The sequence below is a fragment of the Peribacillus loiseleuriae genome, assembly GCF_001183985.1.
In the GTDB taxonomy this organism is placed as follows: domain Bacteria; phylum Bacillota; class Bacilli; order Bacillales; family DSM-1321; genus Peribacillus; species Peribacillus loiseleuriae.
In genome coordinates this window covers 1,696,304-1,713,164 of the sequence record NZ_LFZW01000001.1, presented here as the reverse complement: position 1 = coordinate 1,713,164, position 16,861 = coordinate 1,696,304, and the positions used below count along the sequence as shown (strand labels likewise).

Genomic DNA, 16,861 nt, shown 5'->3' with positions numbered 1-16,861 from the left:
CATTCATCTCCTAAAACCACTTCACACATTATAGAATTTGTAAAAAGTGCAAAATCGGTAAAATGAAAATCAAGCTATCCAATCGATCTAATATCCCACCGTGTCCAGGTAAGAGCTTGCCTGAATCCTTGACACCATAATGGCGTTTATAGGCTGATTGCACAAGATCCCCTAGCTGACCAAAAATCGCTATAAGAATACTCATAAATAACAGCTCAATTAATGTTCTATCAATCGTAGAGAACATAAAAAACAGAAATGCGACAACCAATGCAGAAATAATTCCACCGATAAATCCACCAATTGTTTTATTCGGACTGATTTCAGGCCATAATTTCCGTCTCCCCATCGATTTCCCAATGAAATAGGCTCCTGAATCCGTTGCCCAAATCGTAAATAGGGCAAAAAATACATACGTTAAGCCATTTGTGTCTCTCGTTTCAAATAAGTAGTAAAAGCCCATTCCAATATAGATAACGGAGATTACTAAAAAACCCGCATCATCAAACATAAAACGATTTTTTGATAAAACTGTGGAAATGAGCAGGACTAATACTCCCCCGATAATAATTTGCGTTTTATCGTATCCAGCACTTGCCAAAACTCCGTTTGCTGATTCTGGGATAAGTATTAGCCAGAGCATCACAAACGAGATCACTGAAGCAAACGAATTCAGCGGCAGTTTTTTCATTCGAATCAATTCATATAAACCAATTGTACCGAGCAGATAAATCAGTACTAGAAATGGTAGCTTGCCTAAAATAACGATGGGTAAGAATACAGCAGCTGCAATAATACCCGTAATAATTCTTTGCTTCATGAATCACTTTTCCTCGCCTTCTTAACTAGACACCGCCGAATCTTCTTGTGCGCTTCTGATATTCTTCTACAGCCTCCAACAAATGCTCTTCCTTAAAATCAGGCCAAAGAACATCTGTAAACCATAGTTCTGAATATGCCGCCTGCCAAAGCATAAAATTACTTAAGCGAATTTCTCCGCTCGTCCTAATCAAGAGGTCAGGATCAGGCAGTGCACGGGTCATTAAATAGTTAGAAAATTGCTCTTCGTTTATAGTTTCATCTATTATACCATTTTTAACATCTTTTATTATTTTATTAACAGCCATGAGTATCTCAGCACGGCTGCCATAATTCAATGCGAAATTCAAGATAAGACCTGTATTATCCTTTGTTTCTTCTACAGCCTGCTTTACCGCGCGTTTTGTATGTTCTGGCAATAAATCGATTTCACCCATCATCTCGACCTTCACGTTCTCAGCGATAAGTTCGGGCAAAAACGTTCCCAAAAACTCTTCTGGCAGTTTCATAATATAATCCACTTCACTTTTCGGGCGCTTCCAGTTTTCTGTGGAAAATGCATACACCGTCAAAATACTCACATTTAACTGGCTTGTAAGTTTAGTGATCTTCCGTACAACCTTCATTCCCTCATGATGACCAGCTATTCTCGGTAAGGCACGTTTCTTAGCCCAACGACCATTCCCATCCATAATGATAGCGATATGCTTTGGAACTGAAGATTTTTTTACTTGTTGAATTTTCAGAGCTAAATCGGAAGAAGCATCTTTCTTTCCAAAACGCTTCCATATTGAATACATACTTTTGTCCCCCATCAGGTAGTGCTGTTCTCTACACATTCCTATATTCTATATCGAAAATGAAAATGACAGAATCTATATTATAATATCAAAAAAAGACCACTTCTCCTATTATTAATATGAAAAAGATTGTCTGGGTAGAAGAAAATGATCAAGTAAAACTACAATTCAGGATCAAAACCTTAAATTAACTATTATTTACCTAAAAAGCTCTCTCGTATTATACACAATATATAAGCACATTTTCATTCTTCTGTTTTCAATATGAACCGATTGTCCCTCGTTCAATCAAATTGTGTAGATTTTTTCAAAAAAAAAGCCGAAATCATTCTTGCAATCCATTCAGTATGCCTTAAGTAAAATGTTAAGGAAGACTCCGGTGAGCTTCATTACATTATCATTCAGGTTATATTGAATGGTACAGAATGTCCGGCGGTTGTTGATTGCTTTAATAAGAAGTAAATATATGGATTTTACATGCCATAATTTATTCGAAAAGATTCTTTGTAAAGATATAGCCAATTCCAATAAGGTAGCGTAAGCGGCACTATATTACATATTCCCATGTAAAAGCAGCTAATTATTCAAGTTTTATTTGATCAATTGTTTAAGTAGCATAGCCCGGTTAGGATTACCTCCACCAAACGGTTTACACCTCTAAAATTTCTTTTTCCTTGTCTTTCGTGATATCGTCAATTTTGTTAATATGATTATCTGTAAGCTTTTGTATATCATCTGAATAACCACGTAAGTCATCCTCAGTAATTTCACCGTTCTTCTCAAGCTTTTTCAAATCATCATTTCCATCACGACGAATGTTGCGTATTGCAATTTTTGCTTCTTCAGATTCCTTACGAACCATTTTAACAAGCTCTTTTCGACGCTCCTCTGTTAATGCAGGAATAGCAATACGAATGATTGAGCCATCGTTGGAAGGATTCAAACCAAGGTCAGACTTTAGAATTGCTTTTTCGATATCGCCTAGGATTGTTTTGTCATAAGGTTGGATTACCAAAAGCCTTGCTTCTGGAACAGAAATTCCTGCTACTTGATTAACCGGAGTCGGTGCTCCGTAATACTCAACAGATATTCTATCTAGCAATGAAGCGTTAGCACGACCAGCACGGATACTAGCCAATTCTCGCGTATAAGCTGAAATCGCCTTTTCCATTTTCATTCTTGAATTATCAATAACTTGTTTTGCCATTTTATTTCCCCCTAACAATTGTTCCGAGCGATTCGCCCATCACAACTCGTTTAATATTTCCTTTTTCCATAAGTGAAAAGACCATTAATGGAATATCGTTATCCATGCAAAGTGAAGAAGCTGTCGAATCCATGACTTCCAAGCCTTCATTCAACACATCTAAATAGGATAGCTCATCATATTTAACAGCATTTTTGTCTTTGGCAGGATCTGCATTGTAAACCCCGTCAACGTTGTTCTTCGCCATAAGAATGACTTCCGCTTCAATCTCCGCTGCACGAAGTGCTGCGGTCGTATCTGTAGAAAAGTAAGGATTTCCGGTTCCAGCCGCAAATATAACGACTCGTTTTTTCTCAAGATGTCTAATTGCACGGCGTCTAATATATGGTTCTGCAATTTGTCTCATTTCAATTGAAGATTGAACGCGCGTTTCAATCCCAAGCTGCTCTAAGCTGTCTTGAAGTGCTAATGAATTCATGACGGTTGCAAGCATGCCCATGTAATCGGCATTTGCACGGTCCATCCCCATTTCACTTCCGATTTTACCTCGCCAAATGTTTCCGCCCCCGACAACGACTGCCACTTCGACATCTAGTTCAGCTACTTCTTTTACTTGTTCAGCAATTGATTTAATGACGGCTGGATTGATTCCAAAACCTTCAGCACCGGCTAGTGCTTCACCGCTTAGCTTTAATACGACTCGTTTATATTTCGGGTTGCTCATTTAGAACCTCCAACTATGTAATCTAATTTCATATTATTTTTCAGGCTTCACAAAATTTTATAACGATAACTTATTGGTCAATACACATTCAAATCGCAGCTCTTTTGTTCCATTATGATTCAAAAATAGGGAACACATTTGTGTTCCCTATAACCTTTTCAAGTGTAAATTAGTCTTTTTTAACTTGGTTCATTACTTCTTCAGCAAAGTTTTCTTGACGTTTTTCGATTCCTTCGCCTACTTCAAAACGAACGAAAGATTTCACACTTCCACCTTTTGATTCAACAAATTGTCCAACTTTTTGGTCAGGATTTTTAACAAATGTTTGATCTACAACACAAATTTCTTCGTAGAATTTGTTAATACGTCCTTCTACCATTTTTGCAACAATTTTCTCTGGTTTCCCTTCATTTAGAGCTTGTTGAGTTAATACTTCTCTCTCACGATCAAGTTCACTAGCGTCCACTTGGTCACGTGATACGTATTTTGGTTTCAGAGCTGCGATGTGCATAGATACGTCTTTAGCTGCATCCGCATCAGTTGTTCCTTCAAGAACTGAAAGCACACTGATTCTACCGCCCATATGAAGGTATGCACCGAATGCATCGTTATCTGTTTTTGTAACTACTTCAAAACGGCGTAGTGTTAATTTTTCACCGATTTTAGCAACAACTGCATTGATGTGATCAGCAACTTTTACTCCGTTGATTGTTTGTTCAAGCGCTTCTTCTACAGTAGCTGGTTTGTTAGCAAGTAAGTGTTCTCCTAGTTCTTTTACTAGCACTTGGAATCCTTCATTTTTTGCTACGAAATCAGTTTCTGAATTTACTTCAAGAATTACTGCTTCATTTCCGTTTACAATAATTGAAGTTAGCCCTTCAGCAGCAATACGATCACCTTTGTTTGCTGCTTTTGCAATTCCTTTTTCACGAAGGAAATCAATTGCTTTTTCCATATCTCCATCGGTTTGAACAAGAGCTTTTTTACAGTCCATCATCCCTGCACCAGTTTTTTCACGCAATTCTTTTACTAATTGTGCACTAATTGCCATAATAAAATCCTCCTCTTATTGAATACAATATACAAATCTCAAAAAAATTTCGGGTTCAAATGCAAAGAGCAATATGTAATCCCAAAAAAGGTGATAAAAGGCATTATCCTCTTATCACCTTTTTGTATGAAGGACAAGGGGACGGAACTCCGTGAATTACATTTATGTCCAACCATTGTTAGTGTCATATTAGTTTAGGAGTAAAGCTTACGAAATCTGACTCCACTCCGCCACCTTTTTAATTAAGTGAGTTTAGCGAATCAAATAATTTGTCCTTCATACTAAGTTGGCGCGTTTTAGCGCCAGGCTTTGTATTATTAATACAAATTAAGCGTTAGCTGGCTCTGCAGCAGTTTCTTCGCCTTGTTTAGCTTCAAGAATTGCATCTGCCATTTTACCAGTTAATAATTTAACTGCACGGATTGCATCATCGTTAGCTGGGATAACAACATCGATCTCATCTGGATCACAGTTTGTATCAACAATACCAACTAGAGGGATGTTCAATTTATGAGCTTCCGCAACTGCGATACGCTCTTTGCGTGGATCAATAATGAAAATCGCATCCGGGATAGTTTTCATATCTTTAATACCGCCTAGGAATTTTTCTAAGCGATCCCATTCTTTTTTAAGTTGGATAACTTCTTTTTTAGGAAGTACTTCGAATGTCCCGTTTTCTTCCATCTTTTCGATTTCTTTAAGACGAGAAATACGTTTTTGAATTGTTCCAAAGTTAGTTAAAGTTCCACCCAACCAGCGTTGGTTAACATAGTACATACCAGAGCGGATTGCTTCTTCTTTAACAGACTCTTGAGCTTGTTTCTTTGTACCAACAAAAAGAATTGTTCCGCCATTAGCAGCTAATTCTTTAACAAAATTGTATGCTTCATCAACTTTTTTCACTGTTTTTTGAAGATCGATGATGTAGATACCGTTACGCTCAGTGAAGATATACTTCTTCATTTTCGGGTTCCAGCGACGTGTTTGGTGTCCAAAGTGTACACCAGCTTCAAGCAATTGTTTCATTGAAATTACTGACATTATTAGTTCCTCCTAAATGGTTTTGTTTGTCCTCCGCTTCGATCATTTCCAGGCAGAAACTGTCGAAACAGCACCATCTGACCAGATTACGAAACGTGTGTAATAACACCATTACATACTATAGCATAATCATAAAATACAAGCAAGTAGTTTTCACGATTGTCTATTAAATCTTAATAAAAGTTCGATTTCTGTTTTACCTTTGTTTAATTTTTTGGCAACTTCTTCAGTGGTCAAGCCCTTCTGAAGCAAATCATTCACTTGATCAGAGAGAGTTGACTTAAGCTGTTGTTCATGATTTTGAAGCTCTTGTTTTAATGTCTCTTGAAAAGATGTACGCTGATTTGACCCACCTTCATGTTCTACTAATCGATTGGTAGATATCTCAAGTTTATCGTCATTAGTGATTGGTAAGTCTGGTAATTTTAACGATGTTGCATCCTCTTCTTTGGCATGTACTGTTTGCCTTGATGGACCAACTGACTGCCTTAGAGAGCTGCTAGTGGTTTTTCGTGAAAGAAGCTTTTCACTAGAGTTTAGTTCATTTGAAGCAGCATCTTTCATAGCAAGCGCACGAATCAAACGGTCATTTTCTCCTTTTAATTCCAACACAAAGGCAGCCATTGATTCTTCCATTTCACGGGCTCTGCTTTCTTGGTTTTTCTCAAAATTCCCCAAGCGATTTTGCCTCGTATATAAAACAATGATTGCCAAAATCGTAAAGATGTTTAATACAAACATTATAAACATTATAAAACCTGACATAATACCCCTCTTTTGTTGGAAACAGGATATTATTACAGTATAGCACCCTGTAATAATATCCTAAGTTTGTAAATTGCCTTTGAGTGAATCTGCGAAATTCTTGATGTTGATAAACTCATTACTCTACCGATCTCTGTTAGTGTTAACTCTTCTTTATAAAAAAGCTGTAGTACAAGCTGTTCTTTTTCATTTAAAGTTTCTATTACTTTAGCTAGATCTTTGTATAATTCTTTTTTCATCAATTGCTCTTCTGGCATTAGCGTCCTATCATCTTTAATATGATGACTCGGACCTTCTTTCTCTTCCTGGTCTTGCGGGTTTTCATCCATTGATAGTACATTTGCAAAAAAATTCTCATTCATCACTGTATATACTTCTTCTTCAGAAGTATTTAACTCTTCAGAAATTTCTTTTGCGCCAATTTTTCTCATATGCTTCTGTTCTAATTTTTCAGCTGCTACTTCAATTTTTTTTGTCTTTTCTCTTACACTCCGAGGAAGCCAATCTTCTTTGCGTAAACCATCTAAGATAGCGCCACGAATTCGGAATGAAGCATAGGTGTCAAATTTTAAATCACGGTTAGGATCGAAGCGTTCTAGTGCATCAAACAACCCCATCATTCCAAGGCTTCTCACATCATCCCTGCTTACGCTCTTAGGCAAGTTAACTGAAATTCTTTGGACATGAAAGGATACAAGTGGTATGTATCTTTTCACTAGAATATCACCTGCTTTTGGATCTTTGTTGTCAATCCAATATTTCCAATATAACTGCTCTTCCTCGGTTGTCAGTTGAGACACGAGACCTCCTCCTAACGCTATAAAGTGAAACTTCCATCAGTGGGGCATCCCCACTGATGGTTAGTTGAACCAATCGGGAATTTACAGTCTATTTATCCCCACCTAAGTTCTCTTGATTCTCTTACAAAAATTGAGGTGGGGATATATAGCCTGTTAAACCGGGATAAAACATGTTCTTTAGAAAAACCTTCACCAATCCTTGGTTATAAAAATCTAGCTATGTTAATAGCCCCTTAATAGTCAAGGTGACACGTATGAGTCTAGACACATCTTGAAAAAAAACAATTTGCAAGAAGGAGTGACTTATGACCCAATCGTGGCAATTTGACATGCATATTTCTTGCTTAACATATAATTTCGAGGGGGTGGCTGCTTGTGCTGATCACTAAGACAGATTAAAAAACCTACTCTTAAAGAGGAAACCTATTGCTTCTATACCTCTTTAGTTCCCTTATTTACCGTTCTAATGTTGAGCAAACTTGTTTTTGGATTAAATTCTATTGTTCTGCCGCTATTTCCGCCCACATCTTCAGCCATGATTGGTATACGTAACGCCATTAATTCTTTTTTTACTGCTTCTACATTTCTTGGTCCTATCCTCATTAAATCTGTGCCTGAAGAAAACTGAAACATTTGCGATCCACCAGCAATTTTTGCCTTTAGTTTTCTTATTGATGCTCCATCTTGAACGATTCTCTCCACTAATTCTTTTATTGCTGTATCTGCATATTTTGCATGATTGATTTGACCCATTTTTGATAAAGAAGAGTCTGGAAGCATGACATGTGCCATTCCTGCGATTTCTTTAGATTGATCATATACAACCACACCGACACATGACCCAAGACCTGACGTGCGTATGAGAGCTGGAGAATGCACAATATTCATATCAGCAATTCCTACTTTGATAATATTGGATAATTCAACCATGTAAAGGTACTCCTAATGAATGAAAAACAATTTCATAGGATTCAGGATCTAATAGAAAAAAGAAGTGTCCGTTAATAAAAGTTGAACTTTCTACATCCTCTCCAATCGCAGTCTCAACTACAATAACAAAGTCGCTTACTTGAGATAATTCAATCAAACCAGCGCTGACTGTAGCACCGACCATGTCAATACATAAAGCAGGAACAGATGGATAAAGGCTTAATTTAGTAAAATCAGATAGTGAGGATAAATAAGAGCCTGAGAGAATGTTTCCTAACTCGGATAATGCAGAAAGTGCTAATTCAGGAATGGGAAGATGATCAAAGGAGAACGCTTCTGTTCCTGTCATTTGTTCAATGAAGCGAGCAGCCTGCTCTAAAGGTAATATAAAGAACATATTGCCCTGTGCATCTCCTTCAATTCTTAGAAAGACGCTCGCAACAACAGTTTCTGGTCCACCAGCCAGTTCAATCATTTCATTAAACGATAGAATTCTCACATGCGGAACATTCATATTCATTTTCCTACCAAGAATCGTGGATAGAGAGGTAGCAGCATGACCCGCTCCAATATTCCCAATTTCTTTTAATATATCCAAATGCACAGAGGTGATTTTATCAATATAGGACATCGCCTTATGCTTCTTTAACAGCTGAGTCATGTATTTCATTTTGATTAAGGATCTGATCAAGATTCAGCAAGGTTAATAATCTTTTTTCAACCTTGGCAACACCACTAATATATTCCATCGCTACATTTCCAATAACTTCTGGCTGAGGTTCTATGCTTGACTCAGGAATATCCAGCACATCATTTGCAGAATCTACGATCAAACCAGCTTCCATATTATCCAATGTCACAATAATGATTCTTGTTCGATCATCATACTCAGCTTTTTCTATTTCGAAACGAGCTCGTAAATCAATAATAGGTGTAATCACACCCCTAAGATTGATTACTCCTTTTACAAATGGTAATGATCTTGGAACACGGGTAATATGCATTATTTTTTCAATTCCACGAACTTTGGAGACAGGAATCACATATTCTTTATCTTTAATTTGAAAAACGATGACCTTCACCGTTTCTGAAGTTACAATTTCCTCCATATTTGAACCTCCTAAAATTATATGTATTCAAGTAAAAAAGACTAGTTAAGACCGCTCATTGTTTTTATTTAATTGAACTTGCTTGAATCTATCATTAAAATTCATGATCAAAACTTTAAGAAAATATGTATTATGAATCTGTACATACTCATACGAACAAATCATTTCTGGAAAAATCACATATTTACTTGAATTCCTTTTTACTTAATTAAGGCGTTACAATCGATAATTAAAGCGACTTGACCATCACCTAAAATAGTAGCTCCCGATATCGCAAAAGCAGAGGATAAATAATTACCAAGAGATTTTAGAACAATTTCTTGTTGTCCAATAAACGAATCTACAACTAATCCAGCCATTTTATCGCCTTTTCTAACAATGATGACTGAATAATATTCGTCTTCATCGATAGTTTCAGGAACTTCAAATATATCTTTTAGGAAGAGTAATGGTAATACCTTGCCTCTAAAATCAATTACTTGTTGATTATGACCATTCATGATATCCGTTTTATTGATAATTGCGGTTTCAATTATTGATGAAAGCGGAATTGCATATTTCTCCTGTTGAATTTCAACGAGCATAACAGAAATAATCGACAATGTAAGTGGTAATTGGATGAGAAAATCCGATCCTTTCCCTTCAACAGAATCAATGGAAACCACTCCACCAAGAGCTTCAATCTTACTTTTTACTACATCCAATCCTACTCCTCGTCCGGATACGTCAGATATTTGGTCTGCTGTCGAGAAGCCAGAAGCAAATATCAGTTCATTTACTTGTTTATCAGTAAGAGTTGCAGCAAGTTGTTCCGTAATTACTTGGTTTGCTATCGCCTTTTTCAATACCTTTTCCCGGTTAATCCCTGCACCATCATCCTTTAGTTCGATGAAAACATGATTTCCACTATGATAAGCTTTCAACATGACGGTACCTTCTTCAGGTTTACCATTCGCTTTTCGCACCTCAGGCATCTCGATTCCATGATCAAGTGCATTACGGAGTAAATGGACAATTGGGTCACCAATTTCATCAATGACGGTTCGATCTAATTCGGTTTCTGCACCATAGATTTCTAGAGCTACTTTTTTATGAAGATCTCGTGTTAATGTACGAACCATTTTCGGGAAGCGATTAAAGACGGTTTCAACTGGGACCATTCTCATATTTAAGATAATATTTTGAAGGTCTCCCGTTACCCTTGACATTCTCTCAACCGTTTCGTCTAATTCGGTATTTTCTAATTCCTTCGAGATTTGCTCTAATCTTCCCCGGTCAATTACCAGCTCTTCAAAAAGATTCATTAACACATCTAGACGATCAATATTAACCCTGATTGTTTTATTATGCTGCTTACTAGAAGGATGATTCATTTTTTCATCTTTGGAAGAAGCTGATGGTACAGTAGGTTCATTTTTGCTTTCTTGATCCTCTTTATTCGTTGTCAATTTATGTACTTCTTCGTTTATTGCTACTCTCAGTTCAGATAAATCTAGTTTACTTACAATGACTTCGTCGACCTCAGAAACTTTCATCACTTTCTTCTGAAGTGCTTCCACTGACACTTTCGTCACAACTGTCACACAAAAGGATTGATCAAATTGTTCCTCTTCAAGTTTATCAACAGATGGAGCTGATTTTATGACCTCACCGAGCTTTTCTAACACTTCGAAAACCATAAATACGCGAGCGCCTTTCAAAAGACAATCCTCTCGCAAACTCACTTTTATTTCATAACTTTCAAAACCTTGTTCCTTTGATTGCTGTAAAACCGTCAATTCAAATTCATCATAGACGCTTTTCGCAATAGACTCACTAATTGGCATCTCAACTGCGGCAGCTACTTCTGCTATACCGACGGAAAGTAGAGATTCCCCATTCTCAATCATCTCTAACTTTGCCACAACTTCACTTACGTCCCTTTTTCCATTTCCGCCTTCCGCAATGCTCATAACCATTGCTTCTAAATCGTCAACTGCTAAAAAAATCACATCAAATATTTCGGAAGATAGCTGGATTTTTTCATTACGAATTTCATCTAAGATATTTTCCATTTTGTGAGTTAAATTGGCTAAATCTTCATATCCCATTGTTGCTGACATCCCTTTTAACGTATGCGCCGATCGAAAAATCTCATTCACAATTCCTATATCTTGAGGATGTTTTTCAAGCTCCAATAACTGTTCACTACAAGTTTGAAGATGCTCCTTACTCTCTTCAATGAATACTTCTAAATATTGGTTAAGATCCATAGTAATCCGCCTTTCGTATTAGCAATATTTCACAATCGCTTTTGCAATGTCTTCCACATTAGCTACTTTATTAATTACATTAGTCGCAATAGCCGCTTTAGGCATCCCGAAAACAATGGATGTTTTCTCTGATTCAGCAATCGCGGATAGTCTACCTGATTTACTGAGAGCGATCAGACCGTTGGCACCATCCATGCCCATCCCTGTCATAACAACCGCTACCTTTTCAACATCATTGATCCGGCTCACTGATTCAAATAATACGTCAACCGAAGGGCGATGCCCATTTCTCATAGGAGATTGATCTGTATGGATTGCTAAACTCATTCCAACCTTTTTTATTTTTAAATGGTGGCCTCCTCGTGCAATATAAGCAGTTCCTTTTTTTAAAATCTCTCCATCCTCCGCCTCCTTGACGGTAATTTCCGATAAAGTGTTAAGGCGATTCGCAAGTGATTTCGTAAAGCCAGGAGGCATATGCTGAACTACTAAAATCGGCGCCTCAATATTTTTAGGGAGTTGAGTTAAAACGGTTTGCAATGCTCTAGGGCCGCCAGTAGAAGTCCCTATTACAATGATCTTTTTTGAAAATGGCGACTTTTCGCTTATCTGTGGACTCAAATTATAATCATGAACTAGTTCTATTTTACTATAATTATCGGAACTTCTTTGGATAATTTCAATATTCAAGGTGTTTTTTTGCAACTTTGATACATTGGTCTTACTTGCAGCGACAATTTTATTGATTAAATCGGTTTTAATTTTATATAAATCGAGTGAGATAGCACCTGATGGCTTTGCAATAAAATCAATAGCACCTATCTCCATTGCTTTTAACGTATTATCAGCACCTTCTTTTGTCGTACTAGAGAGCATAATCACAGCAGTTGGCGTTTGTTTCATGATAATCTGTAATGCCTCTAGACCATCCATAATAGGCATCTCAACATCTAATGTGATAACATCCGGTTTTTCTTTCTCGATTTTATTCACAGCATCCCGTCCATTTCTTGCTGTCCCGATTACTTCAATCCTACTATCTTCAGCTAAAAATTCACTAATTAGTTTTCTCATAAATGCAGAATCGTCGACGATTAATACTTTAATTTTGCTCATGTTAACAGCCTACCCTCCAAGAAAAAACTTTTTTAAATTTCCAAGAAAATTACTTTTCCTAAACATTATTTTTTCCGAGACAGAATGATTTAAATATCGAGAGGTAATATCTGACAACGCCTTAGAAACTTCGGCACTTGGATTGTATAAGCTAAAAGGGATTTGCTTAGATACAGCTTGCATAACCGTTCGATCATCTGGAAGATATCCAAGTGGGATGATTTCCTTTTGTAGAAATTTTCTCATGACATTTTGTAACCGATTCATTGTTTCTTTGCCTTGCTGTTCCTCTACTATCCGATTACATATTAAATGAAAGGGAATATCAGAGCTTACTGAATTAATGTATTTCATAACTGAATAAGCGTCTGTTATGGAAGTTGGTTCTGGAGTTGTTATCACGATTAACTCGTCAACACACAATAGCAATTTAGCCGTATCCTCATTAATCCCTGCACCCATATCAAACAGGATTAGGTCATATTCATGAAGTAACTCATTAAACTGTTCGATAAACCGGTTAAATAGCTCGTCATCTAAGGAAAATAAATTCGTTAATCCAGTACCACCAGCAATAATTGAAATATTTTCTGGTCCTGATGAAATCGTCTCTCTAATTGTTAGATTTCCATAAAAAAAATCCATAATACTATTCGGTGAGTGATAGCCAAATAATATATCAATATTTCCCATTCCTATATCCATATCGAACAATAGCACTCGTTTGCCACGTTTCGCTAAATTTATGGCGAAATTTAATGAAACGTTCGACTTCCCCACACCGCCCTTTCCGCTTATCACAGCAATCGTTTTGGAGGATGGAGAATATTCATGTTCTTCAATAAAATTCCGTAAGTTTTCAGCTTGATCACTCATAGTTTTTTTCTCCAAAAATCATTTCCACCAATAATTGAGGAGTAGCCATTTCAATATCATCTGGGACATTCTGACCATTTGTTACATAGGCTACACCCATTTCATTTCTTATAGTGAAATTCACCATCGCACCATAAGTGGACGTTTCATCTGCCTTTGTAAAAATAACTTGTTTAATGGGTATCATTGAAAACTGTCGATATATATCGTCCATATCCTTTTGTTTTGATGTTAAAGATAGGACAAGATACGTTTCCATATCAACCGAGAAGTCAATAATATTCTGAAGGTCACGAACATAATCTGCATTACGAAAATTTCGTCCTGCCGTATCAATGAAGACAACATCATAATGGGAAAAACGTTCGATTGCTTTTTGAAAATCTTCCAGATTGTATGCCACTTCAATTGGGACATTTAGAATCTTAGCATAGGTTTTCAATTGATCGATTGCTGCAATTCTATACGTATCTGTTGTAATAAAAGCAACTCTTTTATTTTGCTTTAACATACACAGTGCGGCAGCTTTCGCAAGGGTCGTCGTCTTTCCTACTCCTGTTGGACCGACAATATTCATATATTTTTTTCCTGCATGAAATCCCCAATCTTCAATATTTGAAAACTGACTTAATAGCTCTACTTTTACTAGATTTGAGAATTCTTCTTCAGCCAAACCACCATGACTCTGGGACCACTTTTTTAGTAGTTGATCCATAACATCTCTTTGAATCGTTTGATCGACTCCCTGTTCAACAAGTAACTGGTAAACAGGAAGTAAAGGTTCCGGATATGTCATGTCCGGGCGCCGTTCCAATTCTTTAATCATGGTTTTTAAATCTTCCAATTCTTTCATTACTTCAATAGATGTATGCGTGGGTTCTGACTTTTGCATCGCTAATGCCTCAACTTGACGATTGTCTTCAGATACTGCTTCCGTAGCTTTTAAAGGAACCTTCTTAATCTTTTGCTTTGTGACTGCTGGTGCAGGTTTAATTTGTGGATCCACTGCAGCAAAAACTTCGATGCTCCTCTTCCTAAACATCCCTAAAAAGCCACCGGTGAAAATGGGCTTGGAACTCAAAATAACAGCATCATTTCCTAATTCATCGCGAACCATCTTGATAGCCTTTGTCATAGACTCAGCGTGATATCTTTTTACATTCAATCCACATTCACCACCCCTACGCTTTGTACCTCTACATTAGACTCTAGCTCATTATAAGAAAGGATTGGCACTTGTGGGAAATACCTTTCCATTAATTGTCTTACATACATTCGAACTGCAGGTGAACAAAGAACAATTGGCGTTTGTTCCATTAATGTCAATTCTTCTAATTTAGATGCAGTTGATTCTAAAATGGCTTGGGAATCATTTGGGTCAAGCGATAAGAAGTTTCCATGTTCTGTTTGCTGAACACCATCTGCAATAAGCTTTTCAATTCTTCCCGATAGCGTGATAACTTTTAGGCTCTCTCCTGGAATCGTAAACGTACTCGTTATTTGCCTTGCAAGATTTTGCCTGACATACTCAGTCAGCAAATCAGTATCAGAAGAAATCCTACCATAATCAGCCAATGTTTCGAAAATAATCGGCAAATTGCGAATCGACACCTTTTCACGAAGCAACTTTGCTAGTACTTTTTGTACATCACCTATGGTTAATGGGCTTGGTGTCACTTCATCCACCAGGATAGGAGCAGAATCATGCAAATGATCAATCAATTGTTTTGTTTCCTGTCTGCCAAGAAGTTCATGAGCATTCGTTTTAATCACTTCAGTAATATGAGTTGAAACAACACTTGGAGGGTCAACGACTGTATAACCCATCATCTCCGCATGTTCCTTCATATCCTCTGAAATCCATTTAGCAGGCAGTCCGAATGACGGCTCTACTGTGTCAATGCCTTCAATCGAATCATCTTCAATTCCAGGGCTCATAGCTAAATAATGATCCAGTAAAAGTTCTCCCCTAGCCATTTCATTGCCTTTTATCTTTAATCGGTATTCATTAGGATTCAGCTGAATATTATCACGAATTCGAACGACCGGGATAACTAACCCCATTTCAATCGCCAGCTGCCTTCTAATCATGACCACACGATCAAGAAGATCACCGCCTTGATTCGTATCTGCAAGCGGAATTAAGCCATATCCAAATTCAAATTCAATCGGATCGACACTTAGTAAACTTACAACACTCTCAGGACTCTTCATTTCATCTGCTTGCAACTCTTCTTCTGATTCTTGGAACTCCACTTCATCTTTTTTAGGAGTTTTCGATATTTTATACCCTCCAAATGCGAATAATGCAGCTAATGGAATCGTTAATATATCAGGAATCGGCGTAAACAAACCGAGTAAAAACATCGTACCTGCTGTCACATATAACAGACTAGGATAGGCAAAAAGTTGTGACATGATGTCCGAACTTAAATTCCCAGTAGATGCTGCTCTTGTCACCACTATACCAGTAGCTGTTGATATCATAAGCGCTGGAATTTGACTGACCAATCCGTCACCAACTGTAAGCATGGAAAAGTGAGTGGCTGCTTCTCCAAATGCTAGACCTAGTTGTACGACACCAATCAATATTCCAAAAACAAGGTTGATAATTACCATAATGATTCCAGCAATCGCATCACCTTTTACAAATTTACTCGCACCGTCCATCGATCCGTAAAAGTCAGCTTCTCTACTTACCTTTTCACGTCTCTCTCTTGCTTCTATTTCAGAGATCATGCCAGCATTCAAGTCTGCATCAATACTCATTTGTTTACCTGGCATCGCATCTAATGTAAATCTAGCTGCCACCTCAGATACACGCTCTGAACCTTTCGTAATAACAAGAAAATTAATAATAACTAAAATCATGAAGACAACAAGACCTACAAGGACATTGCCTCCGACGACAAACGTTCCAAATGTTTCAACGACTCCGCCTGCTTCCCCATGTGACAAAATAGCCCTTGTTGTTGATACATTCAACCCTAATCTAAACAGTGTCAAAATCAATAATAGTGACGGAAATATTGAAAATTCCAATGCTTCCTTCATGTTCATTGACATAAGCAAAACCATCAAAGCAAGTGCTATATTCACTAATATTAAGACACTTAATAACCAGGTTGGCAACGGTATAATCAGCATGGCCACGATCATTATGACTCCTACTAATACCGGTAAATCTCTTGCAGACATATTCTTCTCTCCTATCAGAAAAGCGTAAGCGCCCTTTAAGAGGTTGTTCAAAAAGTCCGGTAAAAAAAGCTTGCGAATTATATCAAAGCTCTGTCTCTACGGACCTCACGTATTACTGTATACGCACAGATCTAGAGGCAATCGCTCCTCGAACTTCTCGGCTCTTTTTATCC

16 protein-coding genes are annotated in these 16,861 nt (G+C 37.3%); all 16 read right to left on the bottom strand.

The window, feature by feature from the left end:
* Window positions 1–28: 28 nt before the first annotated feature.
* The 16 genes from AC625_RS07905 to flhA all read right to left on the bottom strand — a co-directional run bounded on the left by AC625_RS07905 (window position 29) and on the right by flhA (window position 16,688).
* Window positions 29–820: a phosphatidate cytidylyltransferase gene (locus AC625_RS07905; protein WP_049680810.1), complete on the bottom strand. Its 792-nt coding sequence runs from the start codon at window positions 818–820 to the stop codon at window positions 29–31.
* A 25-nt stretch (window positions 821–845) separates the two neighbouring features.
* A complete protein-coding gene (locus AC625_RS07900; protein WP_049680809.1) occupies window positions 846–1,619 on the bottom strand; it encodes an undecaprenyl pyrophosphate synthase in 774 nt (257 codons plus the stop codon).
* 649 nt (window positions 1,620–2,268) lie between these two features.
* Complete coding sequence (gene frr / locus AC625_RS07895) at window positions 2,269–2,826, bottom strand: ribosome recycling factor (RefSeq protein ID WP_049680808.1); 558 nt, start codon at window positions 2,824–2,826, stop codon at window positions 2,269–2,271.
* 1 nt (window position 2,827) lies between these two features.
* A complete protein-coding gene (pyrH, locus tag AC625_RS07890; protein ID WP_049680807.1) occupies window positions 2,828–3,550 on the bottom strand; it encodes a UMP kinase in 723 nt (240 codons plus the stop codon).
* 169 nt (window positions 3,551–3,719) lie between these two features.
* On the bottom strand, window positions 3,720–4,601 hold the full coding sequence (tsf, locus tag AC625_RS07885; protein WP_049680806.1) for a translation elongation factor Ts: 882 nt from the start codon (window positions 4,599–4,601) through the stop codon (window positions 3,720–3,722).
* A gap of 327 nt (window positions 4,602–4,928) precedes the next feature.
* Window positions 4,929–5,642, bottom strand: a complete 714-nt coding sequence (gene rpsB, locus AC625_RS07880; RefSeq protein WP_049680805.1) for a 30S ribosomal protein S2 — start codon at window positions 5,640–5,642, stop codon at window positions 4,929–4,931.
* Between the two features lie 153 nt (window positions 5,643–5,795).
* Window positions 5,796–6,407 (bottom strand): hypothetical protein, encoded by a 612-nt coding sequence (locus AC625_RS07875; RefSeq protein WP_049680804.1) that lies wholly within the window; start codon window positions 6,405–6,407, stop codon window positions 5,796–5,798.
* 32 nt (window positions 6,408–6,439) lie between these two features.
* Window positions 6,440–7,207, bottom strand: coding sequence for a FliA/WhiG family RNA polymerase sigma factor (locus AC625_RS07870; protein WP_049680803.1), 768 nt, complete (start codon window positions 7,205–7,207; stop codon window positions 6,440–6,442).
* Window positions 7,208–7,639: 432 nt separating this feature from the next.
* Window positions 7,640–8,137: a chemotaxis protein CheD gene (locus AC625_RS07865; protein WP_049680802.1), complete on the bottom strand. Its 498-nt coding sequence runs from the start codon at window positions 8,135–8,137 to the stop codon at window positions 7,640–7,642.
* On the bottom strand, window positions 8,130–8,768 hold the full coding sequence (locus AC625_RS07860) for a chemotaxis protein CheC (protein WP_049680801.1): 639 nt from the start codon (window positions 8,766–8,768) through the stop codon (window positions 8,130–8,132). The genes AC625_RS07865 and AC625_RS07860 overlap by 8 nt, the downstream gene beginning before the upstream one ends.
* 4 nt (window positions 8,769–8,772) lie before the next feature.
* Entirely contained in the window at window positions 8,773–9,246 is a 474-nt protein-coding gene (locus AC625_RS07855; protein ID WP_049680800.1) for a chemotaxis protein CheW, read from the bottom strand.
* Between the two features lie 200 nt (window positions 9,247–9,446).
* Entirely contained in the window at window positions 9,447–11,498 is a 2,052-nt protein-coding gene (locus AC625_RS07850; RefSeq protein WP_049680799.1) for a chemotaxis protein CheA, read from the bottom strand.
* 18 nt (window positions 11,499–11,516) lie between these two features.
* On the bottom strand, window positions 11,517–12,614 hold the full coding sequence (locus tag AC625_RS07845; RefSeq protein ID WP_049680798.1) for a protein-glutamate methylesterase/protein-glutamine glutaminase: 1,098 nt from the start codon (window positions 12,612–12,614) through the stop codon (window positions 11,517–11,519).
* Window positions 12,615–12,623: 9 nt separating this feature from the next.
* A complete protein-coding gene (locus AC625_RS07840; protein WP_049680797.1) occupies window positions 12,624–13,490 on the bottom strand; it encodes a MinD/ParA family protein in 867 nt (288 codons plus the stop codon).
* Window positions 13,483–14,655: a flagellar biosynthesis GTPase FlhF gene (flhF, locus tag AC625_RS07835; protein ID WP_049680796.1), complete on the bottom strand. Its 1,173-nt coding sequence runs from the start codon at window positions 14,653–14,655 to the stop codon at window positions 13,483–13,485. Before flhF ends, AC625_RS07840 begins: the two co-directional genes overlap by 8 nt.
* Window positions 14,652–16,688: a flagellar biosynthesis protein FlhA gene (flhA, locus tag AC625_RS07830; RefSeq protein ID WP_049680795.1), complete on the bottom strand. Its 2,037-nt coding sequence runs from the start codon at window positions 16,686–16,688 to the stop codon at window positions 14,652–14,654. Before flhA ends, flhF begins: the two co-directional genes overlap by 4 nt.
* Between the last annotated feature and the right edge of the window lie 173 nt (window positions 16,689–16,861).